Raw genomic sequence first — 13,337 nt, 5'->3', positions numbered from 1 at the left:
GCTGCCGTCCGCGCAGTTGAGCCAGCCTATCAATCCGGCTATCAGGGGTCAAAACACGTAACTTACCCCATTGACAAGAGTATGAGAGGCGCGCCGATGCCCAGCAAATCCGTTTGTGTCTATTGTGGCTCACGCGCGGGCGCTTTGCCCGCCTATGGCGCGGCCGCCCGCGATATGGGTGCCGCGCTGGCCGATCAGGGCTGGCGGCTGGTCTATGGCGCCGGCGATGTGGGGCTGATGGGCGAGGTCGCGCGCGCCGCGCAGGCGGGCGGCGGCGACACCTTTGGGGTGATCCCGGCGCATCTGGTCGCCTGGGAGGTCGGCAAGACCGATCTGACCCGCTACGTCGTCACCGAGACCATGCATGAGCGCAAGAAAGTGATGTTCATGAACGCCGACGCGGTGGTGGTGCTGCCGGGCGGGGCCGGATCGCTCGACGAGCTGTTCGAGGCGCTGACCTGGCGCCAGCTGGGCCTGCATGACAAGCCGGTGGTGATGCTCAACACCGAAGGCTACTGGGATCCGCTGAAGGCCCTGATCGACCATGTGATCGATCAGGGCTTTGCCGACGGCTCGCTTGCCGGGTTCCTGACCTGGGCCGACACGCCGGTCGCCGCCATGGCGGCCCTGCGCGACGCCCTGTCCTGACGCAGGGCCGAGACCGAGAACAGCGCCAGCGCCACCCAGATCAGGCCAAAGGCGATCCGGTGCCAGAGGGTGAATGGTTCGCCGAACACCAGCACGGCGCAGAGAAACTGCAGCGTCGGGTTGAGGTATTGCAGCAGCCCCACCGTGGCCATCGGCACCCGCCGCGCCGCCGCGCTGAACAGGATCAGCGGAGTCGCGGTGAGCGGGCCGGACAGCACCAGCAGCGCGCTGTCCCAGAACGCGCGCCCGAAGGCGCCCTGGCCGCTGCCGTGCTGGATCGCCAGCATGGTCAAGCCGACCGGCAGAAAGAACAGGATCTCGATGGTCACCGAGACCATCGGCCCCACCGGCAGATGCTTTTTCACCGCGCCGTAAAGCCCGAAGGTCGAGGCCAGCAGCAGCGCGATCCAGGGCGCCACCCCCAGCCCCCAGGTGAGCCCCAGCACCGCCAGCGCCGCCAGCGCCACCGCCAGCCATTGCGCCGTCGCCAGACGCTCGCCAAAGCCGAAGCGGCCGATCAGCACCGCCACCAGCGGAAAGATGTAGTAGCCCAGCGAGGCCTCGGTCGCATGGCCGATCTGGATCGACAGGATGTAGAAGAACCAGTTGGTCGAGATCATCGCCGAGGCCAGCGCGAAAAGCGCCACCCGGCGCCAGCCGCGGAGCGCGCTGCGCACCTCTGGCAGCCGGCCGCGCAGCGCCAGGATCGCCGCGAACAGCACGAAGGACCACAGCGTGCGATGCGCCAGCACCTCCAGCGGCGGGACATGGGCCAGCAGTTTGTAATAAAGCGGCGACAGCCCCCAGATCGTGCAGGCGCCGATCATCGCAAGCATGCCCTTTTGCGTCTCGGTCATATCCAGGGCCCTCCTTGGCGCCGCCGACGTCTTCTTGCTGAAATTTCGCCCGCGGGAGACATGAAAAAACCGGGCACGACACCTGCCCGCTCCGCCGGAGGGAGGAGTATTCGAAGTGAGAAGAAGAGGAAAGAGAAACGCCCGGCCAATCGGCCGGGCGTGATGCGTACAGGGGAAGCGGCCGGGATCGTGCCCGGCGCTCCGGCCGCCTTACTTCAGGCGCGAGGCGACGTTTTCCCAGTTCACCAGGTTGTTCAGGAAGTTGTCCAGATAGGCCGGACGCTTGTTGCGGAAGTCGATGTAGTAGGAATGTTCCCACACGTCGCAGCCCAGCAGCGCGGTCTGGTCGAAGCACAGCGGGTTGACGCCGTTCTCGGTCTTGGTCACCGCCAGCGAGCCGTCGGCGTTCTGCACCAGCCAGGCCCAGCCCGAGCCGAACTGGCCGGCGCCGGCGGCGGCGAACTGCGACTTGAACTCGTCGACCGAACCGAAGGCCTCGGTCAGCGCCTTTTCCAGCGCGCCCGGCATCGCCGAGATGTTCGGACCCATCATTTCCCAGAACTGGGCGTGGTTCCAGTGCTGCGAAGCGTTGTTGAAGATGCCGTTCTGGGCGACCGCGCCGGCCTGGTAGGTGCCCTTGACGATCTCTTCCAGCGATTTGCCTTCCCACTCGGTGCCGGCGATCAGCTTGTTGCCGTTGTCGACATAGGCCTTGTGGTGCAGGTCGTGGTGATATTCCAGCGTTTCGGCCGACATGCCCTTGGATGCCAGCGCGTCATGTGCATAAGGAAGATCGGGTAATTCAAAAGCCATCTCGGGCCCCCTGCTGATAAAGTTGCGTTTCCCCGGTTTACATGCGGCCCAGCCGCCGCGGGGTCAAGGGCCAAGGCGGAAAACCGGCCCCGGCGAGGGGTCCGACAGGCGGGGGCGCTGCACCATGCTGACACGGATGCGAAAGGCGATTTTCAGGGCGCGCGGGCACTATGGCGGGCGTCTGGGCGGGGTGCCGTTCCGGCTCGATCCCTATCACAGCAAGTTCTGGCGCCGGGCCAGCGCCGGCGATTGGGAGCCGGAAACCTTTGCCGTGCTCGACGCGCATCTTTCCGGCGGCGCCGATTACATCGACATCGGCGCCTGGATCGGCCCCACCGTGCTTTATGCCGCCCGCAAGGCCCGCCATGTCTGGGCGTTCGAGCCGGACGCCACCGCATTCCGCTATCTGGCCTGGAATATCGAGCTGAACGGGCTGGCCAATATCTCCGCCCTGCCCGTCGCGTTGTCGGGCCGCACCGGCATCGCCCGGATGGCCAGTTTCGGCGGCGAGCCGGGCGACAGCATGAGCAGCCTTCTGAACGCCGGGGCGGCGGGCGGCAGGGATGTGGTGACGCTGGGATGGGACCGTTTTGCCGCCGATGCGGATCTGTCGGCGGTCTCGCTGGTCAAGATGGATGTGGAGGGGGCGGAATTCGATCTGTTGCCGGCCCTGCTGCCCTGGCTCAGGGCGCAGCGTCCGGCGCTCTATCTGTCCACCCACGCGCCCTATCTGGCCGAGGCGGAGCGGGCGGCGAAAATGGCGGCGCTGGCCGAGGCGCTGTCGTTCTACGCCAGTTGCCGGGACGCGGACGGCACACCGATTAGCGCGGCGGATTTCACCGCCCCGGATGCGCTGACGCGGTTCCGCACCTTCCTGTTTGCCGGCTGAGGGCTATTTCGCCACGGCGCAGCGGGCCTTGCCCAGCGTGTCCTGAAACTCGCCATGCACGGTGACCCGGATCGACGCGGTCATCCGCGTCAGATCGAGCGTCAGGGAATAGCTCGCCTTCGCCTTGCGGTTCTTCCTGAACGGCGCCAGAAGCGACCAGTTCAGCCGAAGCGCGTTGCCGCCGCGCGCAAGCTTTGCGGCGATCGGCCCGCCATGTTCGGCGGCAATGACGCTGTCGTAGACGGTGGCGGTGCCGGTGGCCTCGTCGATCACAAGGCGAAGTGTGGGCGCGATATAGCTGCCCTTACCGTATCTGCTGCGTTTCACATTGGAGGTGGCTGCACAGTCATAAATTGTCTCCGCCGCAGCGGGCGCGGCGGGCAGGCCGAGCGCCAGTGCCAAGCTGAAAAGGCAGATCACAGGAAAGATCAGGGCCCGGGCGGTCTTCATCGCGGCCTCCTTCGGGATCGGGCATGGGATGGCCGCACCATACCCGATTACGGCCGCCGCGTCACCCGTCGGCCCGGTTGCCGGCGCCCCCTCTCCGGCCAGGACCGGTCAGTAGACGCCCACCGCCGATCCCGGCTGCGCCGCCGCCCCGAGCAGATCGAAGGCGTATCGTGCCACCGAGCGGAAGCAGATCACCCGGAACCCCTGCGCGTCCGGCATCCAGATCGCCGCCGGAACCTGCGCCATGCGGCTGCGTCGGACCACGCCCGGAGCGAAGGCCTGCGGCGAGAGGTCGACCGGGCAGAGCTTGGCCAGAACCTCGCGCGCGGCGGGGCCGGAGACCGAGAACATCGCGCGCGCGTCCGAGACGTCGACGGCCAGCGCATGGGCGTCGCCGAGGGCGGCGGTCACCTTTTCCAGCCTCTGCGCCACCTCGTCATAGGGGCAGAGCAGCAGCAGCTCGTCCGGCGACATCCACAGGGCGGTGCCGGTCTTGCCCGCCGCTACGCCGCGCAGGCCCGGAGTCTTGCCGCCGGTGGCGGCGGCGACGGCCGCCTTCACCGGTTTGGTGGCCAGATCGCCGCGCAGGGTGATCATGCCCTGAAGCCCGGCCTCTTCGATGCGGGCCAGCCCGTCGTGGCGGGCGCCGGGCAGCGCGCTGATCGGTTCAGACATTCTGCTTCTCCCCGTCCTTGTCGTAGAACACCGGATCGACGATCCGAGCCTTGCTGATCTTGCCATCGGTGCCGGGAAACTCCAGCACCTCGCCCATCCGGTCGGGGCCGTGCAGCACCAGCCCCATGGCGATGCCACGGCCCAGCGTCGGCGACTGATAGGTGGAGGTGACCCGTCCCTGCACGTTGCGCTGACCGTTGGCATTGGTGCCCTCGGCCACCGCATAGGCGCCATCGGGCAGCACGCCGCCGTCGAGGGTTTCCAGACCGACCAGTTTCCAGCGGGTCGGATCGGTCATGTGGCTGCGCTGCTGTGCCCGCTTGCCGAGATAATCCTCTTTCTTCTTCGAGATCGCCCAGCCGAGGCCCAGATCCTGCGGGATCACGGTGCCGTCGGTCTCGTCCCCGATCATGATAAAGCCCTTTTCGGCGCGCATGATGTGCAACGCCTCGGTGCCATAGGGCATCATGCCGAATTCGGCCCCCGCCTGCGTCAGCCGATCCCAGAGCGCGCGGCCCTGACCTGCCCGCACCGCGATTTCATAGCTGAGCTCGCCGGAGAAGGAGATCCGGTAGAGCCGCACCCCGATGCCTCCCAGCGTGCCGTCGGCCCAGGCCATGAAGGGCAGCGTTTCCTTGCTGACATCCATGCCGCCGAGCTTTTCCAGAACCGCGCGGGCCTTCGGGCCGACCACGGCGATCTGGGCATATTGCTCGGTCACATTGGCGGTGTAGACCTGCCAGTCCCACCATTCGGTCTGCAGCCATTCCTCCATATGGGCATGGATATGCTCGGCCCCGCCGGTGGTGGTGTGGCACAGGAAGGTCTCTTCGTCGATCCGCGCCACCACGCCGTCGTCCATCAGAAAGCCGTTTTCCGAGCACATCAGCCCATAGCGGCATTTGCCCGGCTTCAGCGTCGACATCATGTTGGTGTAGAGCAAGTCGAGGAACCGACCCGCGTCGGGGCCCCGGACCAGGATCTTTCCCAGTGTGGATGCGTCAAGCATTCCAACGGCTTGGCGCGTGTTTCTCACCTCGCGCATCACCGCGTCATGGGGGGTCTCACCGTTCTGCGGATAGGTATAGGGGCGGCGCCACTGGCCGACCGGCTCCCAGGTGGCGCCATGGGCCTCGTGCCAGTCGTGGATCGGGGTGCGGCGCAGCGGCTGGAACACCGCGCCGCGCGCCTCACCGGCGATGGCGCCGAAGGAGATCGGCGTATAGGGCGGGCGGAAGGTGGTGGTGCCGACCTGCGGAATCGCCTCACCCAACGCCTCGGAAAGCGTCGCCAGGCCATTGATATTGCTCAACTTGCCCTGATCCGTCGCCATGCCAAGCGTAGTGTATCGCTTGGTATGTTCGACGCTTTCATAGCCCTCGCGCGCGGCCAGTTGCACGTCGGAAACCTTGACGTCGTTCTGATAGTCCAGCCAGGCCTTTGCCCGCAACTCCACCTTGGCGGCGCGCGGCATCAGCCAGACCGGGACAAGCGGCGCCTCATCGGTGACGCTGCCCTGCGGCGTCCTGATCCGCCTGGGTTTGAACCCGGCGGATTTGGCGGCCGCTTTGCCCGCCGCATCGGCATCGGCGAGCGTCGCGCCGAGGGTCAGCTCGCCATTGGCGGCCCCGGCGGCGGTGACAAAGGGCCGGCCATCGGCGCCGGTGGGGGCGCGGGCGGGATCGGGGCGGAACATCGCCCAGGCGTCATCCCAGATCAGCTTGCCGCCGCAATGGGACCACAGGTGCACCACCGGCGACCAGCCGCCGGACATGGCGACGGCGTCGCAGGCGACCTCCTCCAGCGCGGCGCCCTGCCCCTCCTGCGCGCAGATCGCGACCTTGGCCACGCGCTTGCCGCCGGTGACCTTGGCGATGGCGCGGCCGCAGTCGATGCGAATACCCTGCGCCTTGGCCTCTTCCATCAGGGCGCCGCCGCCGCTGGTCCGCGCGTCGAGGACGCGCAGCACGTCGATGCCGGCCCGTTTCAGGGCAATGGCGGTGCGATAGGCGTCGTCGTTGTTGGTCACCACGATCACCCGCCGGCCCGGCGCGACGCCGTAGTTGACCGCATAGTCGCGCATCGCCGAGGCCAGCATCACGCCGGGCACGTCGTTGCCGGCGAAACTCAGCGGGCGTTCGATCGCGCCGGTGGCGGTGATCACCTGGCCCGCGCGGATCCGCCAGAGCCGGTGACGCGGCCCGGCCGTTTCGGGCGCGTGGTCGGTCAGCCGCTCGTAGCCCAGCACATAGCCGTGGTCATAGACCCCCGAACCCATGCAGCGGGCACGCAGGGTGACGTTGGGCATCGCCCTCAGCGCGTCCAGCGTCTGCGCGATCCAATCCTCGGGCGCCATCCCGTCGATCTCGCCGCCGTCCACCGGGGCGCGGCCGCCCCAATGGGCGGTCTGTTCGATCAGCAGCACCCTGGCGCCGGTCTCGCCGGCCGCTTTGGCCGCCTGAAGCCCGGCGACGCCGCCGCCGATCACCACCAGATCGGCGAAGACATAGAAGTGCTCGTAGGTATCGGCGTCGCGGTCCTTCGGCGCCTTGCCGAGGCCGGCGGACTGGCGGATGAACGGCTCGTAGACATGTTTCCAGAAGGCGCGCGGGTGGATGAAGGTCTTGTAATAGAACCCCCCGGGCAGGAACCGGGCAAAGGCGCTGTTCACCGCGCCGATGTCGAACTCGAGGCTGGGCCAGTGGTTCTGGCTTTGCGCCGTGAGACCGTCGAACAGCTCGGTCGTGGTGGCGCGCTGGTTCGGCTCGAATGTCTCGCCCTGTCCCAGACCGACCAGCGCGTTCGGCTCTTCGGCACCCGAGGCGACGATGCCGCGCGGGCGGTGGTATTTGAACGAGCGGCCCACCAGCATCTGGTCATTGGCCAGCAGCGCCGAGGCGAGCGTATCGCCGGCATAGCCCTGCAGGCTCTTGCCGTTGAAGGTGAACCGGACGGGTTTGGAGCGGTCGATCAGACGGCCCTGATTGGCGATACGGGTGCTCATCCGGCAGACCTTTCGCTGGAGGCAGGGGGCGCGATGTGAGTATTTTTGCGAAGAAGACGGCTCATTCGAACTCTCTCCATGTCCAGCCGGGGCGTTTGGCCGTAATCGCCTCGCGGATCGCCTTGGGCGGCTTGGTCGTCTGGGCGGGATAGGTGCCGAACACCTCCAGCGTCATGGTGCAGCGGGCGGCGTGAAACCACTTGCCGCAGCCATGGGCGTGGCGCCAGCGCTCGAAATGCACGCCCTTGGGGTTTTCGCGGGCGAAGAGATAGTCGCGGAACTCCTCGTCCGAGGCGCCTGGGCCAAAGCGTTTCAGATGCGCCTCGCCGCCCGGGGCCAGCTCGGTTTCCTCGGCATCGACGCCGCAATAGGGGCAGGTCAGGATCAGCATCGGGTCATCCTTTCGGCAACTGACGTCCGGGCGTCGCGCCCGGCCCGAAGGGTGGGTGCGGAACGCGCCCGCCCTGTGGGGGCGGGTCGGGCGCGGCGCAGGCCACGGGCCTGCGCAGGGGCAAGAGCGCGCATCAATGCGCCACCCCCGCCGCGACGCTCTCGTCGATGAAGCGGCCTTCCTTGAAGCGGTCGAGAGAGAAGGCATCGGTCAGTGGCGAGTGCCCCTTGGCAATCAGTTCGGCCATGCCCCAGCCGGAGCCGGGGATCGCCTTGAACCCGCCGGTGCCCCAGCCGCAGTTGATGAAGACCCCCTCGACCGGGGTTTTCGACAGGATCGGCGAGCGGTCGCCGGTCATGTCGACGATGCCGCCCCATTGCCGCAGCATCTTGAGACGGCTGATCATCGGAAAGGTCTCGATCAGCGCGCGCACGGTTTCCTCGACATGGTGGAAGCTGCCGCGCTGGGTGTAGTTGTTATAGCCGTCGGCGCCGCCGCCGATCACCATCTCGCCCTTGTCGGACTGGGACATGTAGCCATGCACGGTGTTGGCCATCACCACCACGTCCATGCAGGGCTTGATCGGCTCGCTGACCAGCGCCTGCAATGCCACGCTCTCGATCGGCAGGCGGAACCCGGCCATATCGGCCAGCACGCCGGAGTGGCCGGCGACCACGATGCCCAGCTTGTCGCAGTCGATGGCGCCCCGGGTGGTATCGACCCCCATCACCTTGCCGCCCTCGCGGCGCACGCCGGTGACCTCGCATTGCTGGATGATGTCCATGCCCATGGCCGAACAGGCGCGGGCATAGCCCCAGGCCACCGCATCGTGCCGGGCGGTGCCGCCGCGCGCCTGCCACAGCCCGCCCAGAACCGGATAGCGCGGCCCGTCGAGGTTGATGATCGGCACCAGTTCCTTGACCCGCGCCGGGCTGATCCATTCGGTGGTCACGCCCTGCAACGCGTTGGCGTGGGCGGTGCGCCGATAGCCGCGCACCTCATGCTCGGTCTGGGCCAGCATGATCACGCCGCGGGGGGAGAACATGACGTTGTAGTTCAGATCCTGGCTGAGGTTTTCATAGAGCGCGCGGGATTTCTCGTAGATCGCCGCCGAGGGATCCTGGAGGTAGTTCGACCGGATGATGGTGGTGTTGCGGCCGGTGTTGCCGCCGCCCAGCCAGCCCTTTTCCAGCACCGCCACATTGGTGATGCCGAAATTCTTGCCCAGGTAATAGGCGGTGGCCAGACCATGACCGCCGGCGCCGACGATGATCACGTCATAGCGGGGCTTCGGCTCCGGCGCGCGCCAGGCCCGGCCCCAGCCGGTGTGATAGCTCAAGGCCTCGCGGGCGACGGCAAAGGCGGAGTATCGTTTCATGGGCGAATCCGATCGGTTGGTCTGCGGCCTTCTATGCCCCCTAGCCGCTGACGGGCCATGACGCAAATCGCCGTTCTAGGATACAGTTGCGACATGACGGCCCCAAGCGGCGATTTGCCCTTTTTTCGCGCGGCCCGCGCCTATAGATCATGTCCAAACGGGAGTGGTCATGACGTTCTGGATTATCACATCGGCGATGGCGCTGGCAGTGGCTGCGCTGCTCACACTGGCGCTGATGCGCGCGCGCGGCGGCGCCGGACCTGCGGCGGCCTATGACCTGCAGGTCTATCGCGACCAGTTGAAGGAAATCGACCGCGACCTTGCGCGCGGCGTGATCGGTGCCGCCGATGCCGAGCGCATCCGCGCAGAGGTGTCGCGCCGCATCCTGGCCGCCGATGCCTCCGCCCGCAAGGCGCAGGGCGGCAGCGGCCAGCCTCAGGCGGTGACCCTGGTCACCGCGGTGGCGCTGGCGGTTCTGGTGATCGCCGGCTCCGTGCTGCTCTACCGTGGCCTCGGCGCGCCGGGTTATGGCGATCTGGGGCTCAAGCACCGGCTGGCCATGGCCGACGAGTTCCGCAATTCCCGCCCCGACCAGGCGGCGGCCGAGGCGCAGATGCCGGCGCAGCCGCCGCGCGAGATCGATGACGGCTACAAGGCGCTGGTCGACCAGCTTCGCAGCACCGTGGCAAATCGCCCCGACGATGCGCGCGGCCACGACCTGCTGGCCCAGCACGAGGCCAACAGCGGCAATTTCCAGGCCGCCTACATGGCCAAGGAACAGGTGCTGCGGATCAAGGGGGACGCCGCCGCGGCGCAGGATTTCTCGGACTATGCCGAACTGCTGATCATGGCCGCCGGCGGCTATGTCTCGCCCCAGGCCGAGGCGGCGCTGGCCGGTGCGCTGGAGCGCGACCGGACCAACGGACCCGCGCGCTATTACTGGGGGGTGATGATGGCCCAGACCGGGCGGCCCGACATCGCCTTCCGGATCTGGGAGGAAACCCTGCGCCAGGGTCCGCCGGACGCCTATTGGATCGCCCCGATCCGTGGTCAGATCGAGCAGATGGCGGCGCGCGCCGGCGTCGAATATGCCCTGCCGCCGGCCGGCGGCGGCGCGCCGATGCTGGCCGGTCCCAGTTCCGAGGATGTGGCGGCCGCCGCCGACATGAGCGCCGGCGATCGCCAGGAGATGATCCGCAGCATGGTCGGCCGCCTGTCCGACCGGCTGGCGAGCGAGGGCGGCAGCCCCGCCGAATGGGCGCGGCTGATCGGCGCGCTCGGCGTGCTGGGCGAGACCGAACGCGCCCGGGCGATCTATGCGGAGGCGAAACAGACATTCGCCGAGGACGCCGCAGCGCTGGCACAGATCGAGGACGCGGCGCAAAAGGCGGGGATCGGCGGGTGATCTTCGACGCCTTCGAGGAGTTTGCCGCCGCCCTGCCGCCGATGACCGCACTGGTGGGTCTGGATCTGGGCGACAAGACCATCGGCGTCGCCGTCTCCGACCGGATCGGCGCGGTGGCCAGCCCGCTGGAGACCATCTGGCGCAAGAAATTCACCCCCGATGCCGAGCATCTGTTGCAGATCGCCCGCGACCGCGACGCCGGCGGCATCCTGCTGGGCCTGCCGCGCAACATGGACGGCACCGAGGGGCCGCGCTGTCAGTCGACCCGCGCCTTTGCCCGCAACCTGTCCCGGCTGACCGAACTGCCGATCGGGTTCTGGGACGAGCGCCTCAGCTCGGTGGCGGCCGAACGCGCCCTGCTGGAGGCGGATACGTCGCGAAAGCGTCGCGCCGAGCGGATCGACAACGTGGCGGCCTCGTTTATCCTGCAGGGGGCGCTGGACCGGCTGCGTCACATGAAGACGGAAGGCAGCGCATGAACGATCAGGTCTGGAGCCGCGATGAGGTGGACAGCCCCTGTGTGCAGGTCTGCGTGGTGCATCCCGAAGAGCGGATCTGCATCGGCTGCCTGCGCAGCCTGGACGAGATCGCCCGCTGGTCGCGCATGACGGCGCAGGAGCGCCGCGACATCATGGCCGACCTGCCCGCCCGCGCGCCAGCCCTGACCCGGCGCCGCGGCGGCCGCGCCGCCCGGCTGAAGGGCTGATCGCACCGCCGCCCCGACCGCCCTGAAGGCCAGCACCCGCAGAGGCCCGCCCTGCCTGCGGCGGGGGTATTCGTGCCCAAAACAAGCCGGCGGCGGCATGACAGGATCACAGGCCGCAGGCGTCCTCTCGCTTCAGATACGGCGTGCCGGCAGCCTGCGAAAGGCGCTGTTACCAGCCCATCGCCTTGCGCAGCATGTTCAGCGCCACCAGCGTCAGGAACACCGCAAAGACCCGGCGCAGCGGCTTGGGGTCCATCGCATGGGCCAGTTTCACGCCCAGCGGCGCGGTGCTCAGCGTCATCGCGATCACCACCAGGAAGGCGGGAATGTTCACAGCGCCAACCGTATAGGGCGGCCGGCTGGCCGCATCGATCGGCAGCAGCAGGAACCCCGCAACCGAGGGCACCGCGATGATCACGCCAAAGCCCGCCGCGGTGGCCACGGCCCGGTGGATGGGCGTGTTGTAAAGGCTCATCAGCGGCACGCCGAAACTGCCGCCGCCGATCCCCATCAGCACCGAGAGAAAGCCCACCATCGGCGACACCACCGCGCGGCGGATGCCCTTTGGCATCGCCTCGCCCAGGCGCCACTCGGATTTGCCGAAGCCCAGATAAAGGCCGATCACGACACCCAGCACGCCGAACAGCCCCTGCAGCGTGCTCGAGCGCAGCGACGAGGCGACCAGAACGCCGACGATGGCCCCAAGCGCGATTCCCGGGCCCCAGCCGCGCAGGATGGTCCAGTCGACCGCGCCCTTCTTGTTGTGGCTCAGCACCGAGCGGACCGAGGTCACGATGATGGTGGCCAGCGAGGTCGCCAGGCACATCTGCATCAGCTGCGGCCCGCCGTAGCCCAGGGTCTGGAACGCATAGAAGAAGGACGGCACCAGAACGATTCCCCCACCGACGCCCAGAAGCCCGGCCAGAACCCCGGCCAGGGCGCCGATCACCAGCAGCAGAACCAGCATTTGCATCAGCAGCATCGTATCGGGCATGGCGGTTTCCTCGTTTGGATTTTCCGGCGGCTTACACGGTTCCGCAGGCGGGGGCCAGCACCCCCGCGCCGCTCAGTCCGCGCCCTGTGGCGCCGAGGCCTCGGCCCCGACCCGCGCCAGCGCCTGTTCCACCAGATCGGATCCGGCGCCGGGGCGCGTCGCCCCCTCGGACAGGATTCGCCGCCAGGCCCGCGCCCCGGGCCGCCCCGCGAACAGGCCCAGCATGTGCCGCGTCACCTGATGCAGCCGCCCGCCGGCCTCAATATGCCGGTCGATATAGGGCAGCATGGCGCGCGCCACCTGAACCGGATCGGCCGCCGCGCCGGTGCCGAAGATCACCGGGTCGGCCGCGGCGAGGATATCGGCCGGGGTGTGATAGGCTGCGCGCCCGATCATCACCCCGTCAAGCCCGGCATCGAGAAAGCCGCTTGCCTGATCCAGCGCGGCGACGCCGCCGTTCACCGAAAGGTGAAGATGCGGGAACGCCGCCTTCATCCGCATCACCAGATCGTAATCGAGCGGCGGAATGTCCCGGTTTTCCTTCGGGGACAGCCCCCGCAGCCAGGCCTTGCGCGCATGGATGGTGAAGCGGCCGCAGCCCGCCGCCGAAACCCGCGCGAGGAAATCCGGCAGCACCTGGTCCGGATCCTGGTCGTCGACCCCGATGCGGCATTTCACCGTGACCTCGACATCCACCGCGTCCCGCATCGCCGCGACGCAATCGGCGACCAGCCCCGGCCGGGTCATCAGCACCGCGCCGAATGTGCCCGACTGCACCCGGTCCGACGGGCAGCCGCAGTTGAGGTTGATCTCGTCATAGCCGGCCTCGGCCCCCAGCCGCGCCGCCCGCGCCAGTTCCGCCGGGTCCGAGCCGCCCAGCTGCAGCGCGACAGGATGCTCCTCGGGGCTGTGGTCCAACAGATGCAGCGCGCCGCCCCGCACCAGTGCCGGCGCGGTCACCATCTCGGTATAAAGCAACGCCTCGCGGCTGAGCAGCCGGTGGAAATAGCGGCAATGGCGATCGGTCCAGTCCATCATCGGGGCAATAGATAGCCTTGAAGCCCTTGAAACGCTTGATTTTGCAGTCTTTTTTACCATCACCGAGTCATACCATTTCGGCCTATTTT

14 protein-coding genes are annotated in these 13,337 nt (G+C 67.9%); 5 read left to right on the top strand and 9 right to left on the bottom strand.

Annotated features, from left to right (window positions below):
- Positions 1–96: 96 nt before the first annotated feature.
- Positions 97–648: an LOG family protein gene (locus E1832_RS06425; protein ID WP_133358912.1), complete on the top strand. Its 552-nt coding sequence runs from the start codon at positions 97–99 to the stop codon at positions 646–648.
- Here the strand turns inward: E1832_RS06425 and rarD are convergent.
- A complete protein-coding gene (rarD, locus tag E1832_RS06420; protein WP_133358911.1) occupies positions 555–1,505 on the bottom strand; it encodes an EamA family transporter RarD in 951 nt (316 codons plus the stop codon). The two genes, E1832_RS06425 and rarD, sit on opposite strands and share 94 nt — an antisense overlap.
- A 210-nt stretch (positions 1,506–1,715) precedes the next feature.
- On the bottom strand, positions 1,716–2,318 hold the full coding sequence (locus E1832_RS06415; protein ID WP_133358910.1) for a superoxide dismutase: 603 nt from the start codon (positions 2,316–2,318) through the stop codon (positions 1,716–1,718).
- A 124-nt stretch (positions 2,319–2,442) separates the two neighbouring features.
- Here E1832_RS06415 and E1832_RS06410 point away from each other — a divergent pair, with 124 nt between their 5' ends.
- Positions 2,443–3,207 (top strand): FkbM family methyltransferase, encoded by a 765-nt coding sequence (locus E1832_RS06410; protein WP_133358909.1) that lies wholly within the window; start codon positions 2,443–2,445, stop codon positions 3,205–3,207.
- Positions 3,208–3,210: 3 nt separating this feature from the next.
- On the opposite strand, the gene E1832_RS06405 is transcribed toward E1832_RS06410, so the two are convergent.
- From E1832_RS06405 to E1832_RS06385, 5 genes are all read right to left on the bottom strand, one after another.
- Positions 3,211–3,657, bottom strand: coding sequence for a hypothetical protein (locus tag E1832_RS06405; protein WP_133358908.1), 447 nt, complete (start codon positions 3,655–3,657; stop codon positions 3,211–3,213).
- A gap of 108 nt (positions 3,658–3,765) precedes the next feature.
- Positions 3,766–4,332, bottom strand: a complete 567-nt coding sequence (locus E1832_RS06400) for a sarcosine oxidase subunit gamma (RefSeq protein ID WP_133358907.1) — start codon at positions 4,330–4,332, stop codon at positions 3,766–3,768.
- Positions 4,325–7,336 (bottom strand): sarcosine oxidase subunit alpha family protein, encoded by a 3,012-nt coding sequence (locus E1832_RS06395; RefSeq protein WP_133358906.1) that lies wholly within the window; start codon positions 7,334–7,336, stop codon positions 4,325–4,327. The genes E1832_RS06400 and E1832_RS06395 overlap by 8 nt, the downstream gene beginning before the upstream one ends.
- 61 nt (positions 7,337–7,397) lie before the next feature.
- The gene (locus tag E1832_RS06390; protein WP_133358905.1) at positions 7,398–7,727 is read right to left on the bottom strand and encodes a sarcosine oxidase subunit delta; all 330 of its coding nucleotides are present in this window, start codon (positions 7,725–7,727) and stop codon (positions 7,398–7,400) included.
- Positions 7,728–7,860: 133 nt separating this feature from the next.
- Entirely contained in the window at positions 7,861–9,105 is a 1,245-nt protein-coding gene (locus tag E1832_RS06385) for a sarcosine oxidase subunit beta family protein (RefSeq protein WP_133358904.1), read from the bottom strand.
- 169 nt (positions 9,106–9,274) lie between these two features.
- Here E1832_RS06385 and ccmI point away from each other — a divergent pair, with 169 nt between their 5' ends.
- The 3 genes from ccmI to E1832_RS06370 are packed head-to-tail and all read left to right on the top strand — an operon-like array spanning position 9,275 to position 11,216.
- Positions 9,275–10,510, top strand: coding sequence for a c-type cytochrome biogenesis protein CcmI (gene ccmI / locus E1832_RS06380; RefSeq protein ID WP_133358903.1), 1,236 nt, complete (start codon positions 9,275–9,277; stop codon positions 10,508–10,510).
- Positions 10,507–10,989, top strand: a complete 483-nt coding sequence (gene ruvX / locus E1832_RS06375) for a Holliday junction resolvase RuvX (protein ID WP_133358902.1) — start codon at positions 10,507–10,509, stop codon at positions 10,987–10,989. The genes ccmI and ruvX overlap by 4 nt, the downstream gene beginning before the upstream one ends.
- Positions 10,986–11,216 (top strand): DUF1289 domain-containing protein, encoded by a 231-nt coding sequence (locus tag E1832_RS06370; protein WP_133358901.1) that lies wholly within the window; start codon positions 10,986–10,988, stop codon positions 11,214–11,216. The genes ruvX and E1832_RS06370 overlap by 4 nt, the downstream gene beginning before the upstream one ends.
- A gap of 169 nt (positions 11,217–11,385) precedes the next feature.
- On the opposite strand, the gene E1832_RS06365 is transcribed toward E1832_RS06370, so the two are convergent.
- Both E1832_RS06365 and dusA read right to left on the bottom strand, forming a co-directional pair.
- Complete coding sequence (locus tag E1832_RS06365) at positions 11,386–12,210, bottom strand: sulfite exporter TauE/SafE family protein (protein WP_133358900.1); 825 nt, start codon at positions 12,208–12,210, stop codon at positions 11,386–11,388.
- 72 nt (positions 12,211–12,282) lie between these two features.
- Complete coding sequence (dusA, locus tag E1832_RS06360) at positions 12,283–13,308, bottom strand: tRNA dihydrouridine(20/20a) synthase DusA (protein ID WP_133358938.1); 1,026 nt, start codon at positions 13,306–13,308, stop codon at positions 12,283–12,285.
- Between the last annotated feature and the right edge of the window lie 29 nt (positions 13,309–13,337).

The sequence above is a fragment of the Antarcticimicrobium luteum genome (assembly GCF_004358185.1).
Taxonomy (GTDB): Bacteria; Pseudomonadota; Alphaproteobacteria; order Rhodobacterales; family Rhodobacteraceae; genus Antarcticimicrobium; species Antarcticimicrobium luteum.
This window is presented reverse-complemented; position numbering and strand designations above follow the sequence as displayed.

Coding starts and splice junctions, on each gene's coding strand:
- E1832_RS06410 (WP_133358909.1), top strand. CDS start 2,443: ATGCTGACACGGATGCGAAAGGCGATTTTCAGGGCGCGCGGGCACTAT.
- E1832_RS06425 (WP_133358912.1), top strand. CDS start 97: ATGCCCAGCAAATCCGTTTGTGTCTATTGTGGCTCACGCGCGGGCGCT.
- E1832_RS06365 (WP_133358900.1), bottom strand. CDS start 12,210: ATGCCCGATACGATGCTGCTGATGCAAATGCTGGTTCTGCTGCTGGTG.
- E1832_RS06385 (WP_133358904.1), bottom strand. CDS start 9,105: ATGAAACGATACTCCGCCTTTGCCGTCGCCCGCGAGGCCTTGAGCTAT.
- E1832_RS06390 (WP_133358905.1), bottom strand. CDS start 7,727: ATGCTGATCCTGACCTGCCCCTATTGCGGCGTCGATGCCGAGGAAACC.
- rarD (WP_133358911.1), bottom strand. CDS start 1,505: ATGACCGAGACGCAAAAGGGCATGCTTGCGATGATCGGCGCCTGCACG.
- E1832_RS06405 (WP_133358908.1), bottom strand. CDS start 3,657: ATGAAGACCGCCCGGGCCCTGATCTTTCCTGTGATCTGCCTTTTCAGC.
- E1832_RS06370 (WP_133358901.1), top strand. CDS start 10,986: ATGAACGATCAGGTCTGGAGCCGCGATGAGGTGGACAGCCCCTGTGTG.
- dusA (WP_133358938.1), bottom strand. CDS start 13,308: ATGGTAAAAAAGACTGCAAAATCAAGCGTTTCAAGGGCTTCAAGGCTA.
- ccmI (WP_133358903.1), top strand. CDS start 9,275: ATGACGTTCTGGATTATCACATCGGCGATGGCGCTGGCAGTGGCTGCG.
- E1832_RS06415 (WP_133358910.1), bottom strand. CDS start 2,318: ATGGCTTTTGAATTACCCGATCTTCCTTATGCACATGACGCGCTGGCA.
- E1832_RS06400 (WP_133358907.1), bottom strand. CDS start 4,332: ATGTCTGAACCGATCAGCGCGCTGCCCGGCGCCCGCCACGACGGGCTG.
- E1832_RS06395 (WP_133358906.1), bottom strand. CDS start 7,336: ATGAGCACCCGTATCGCCAATCAGGGCCGTCTGATCGACCGCTCCAAA.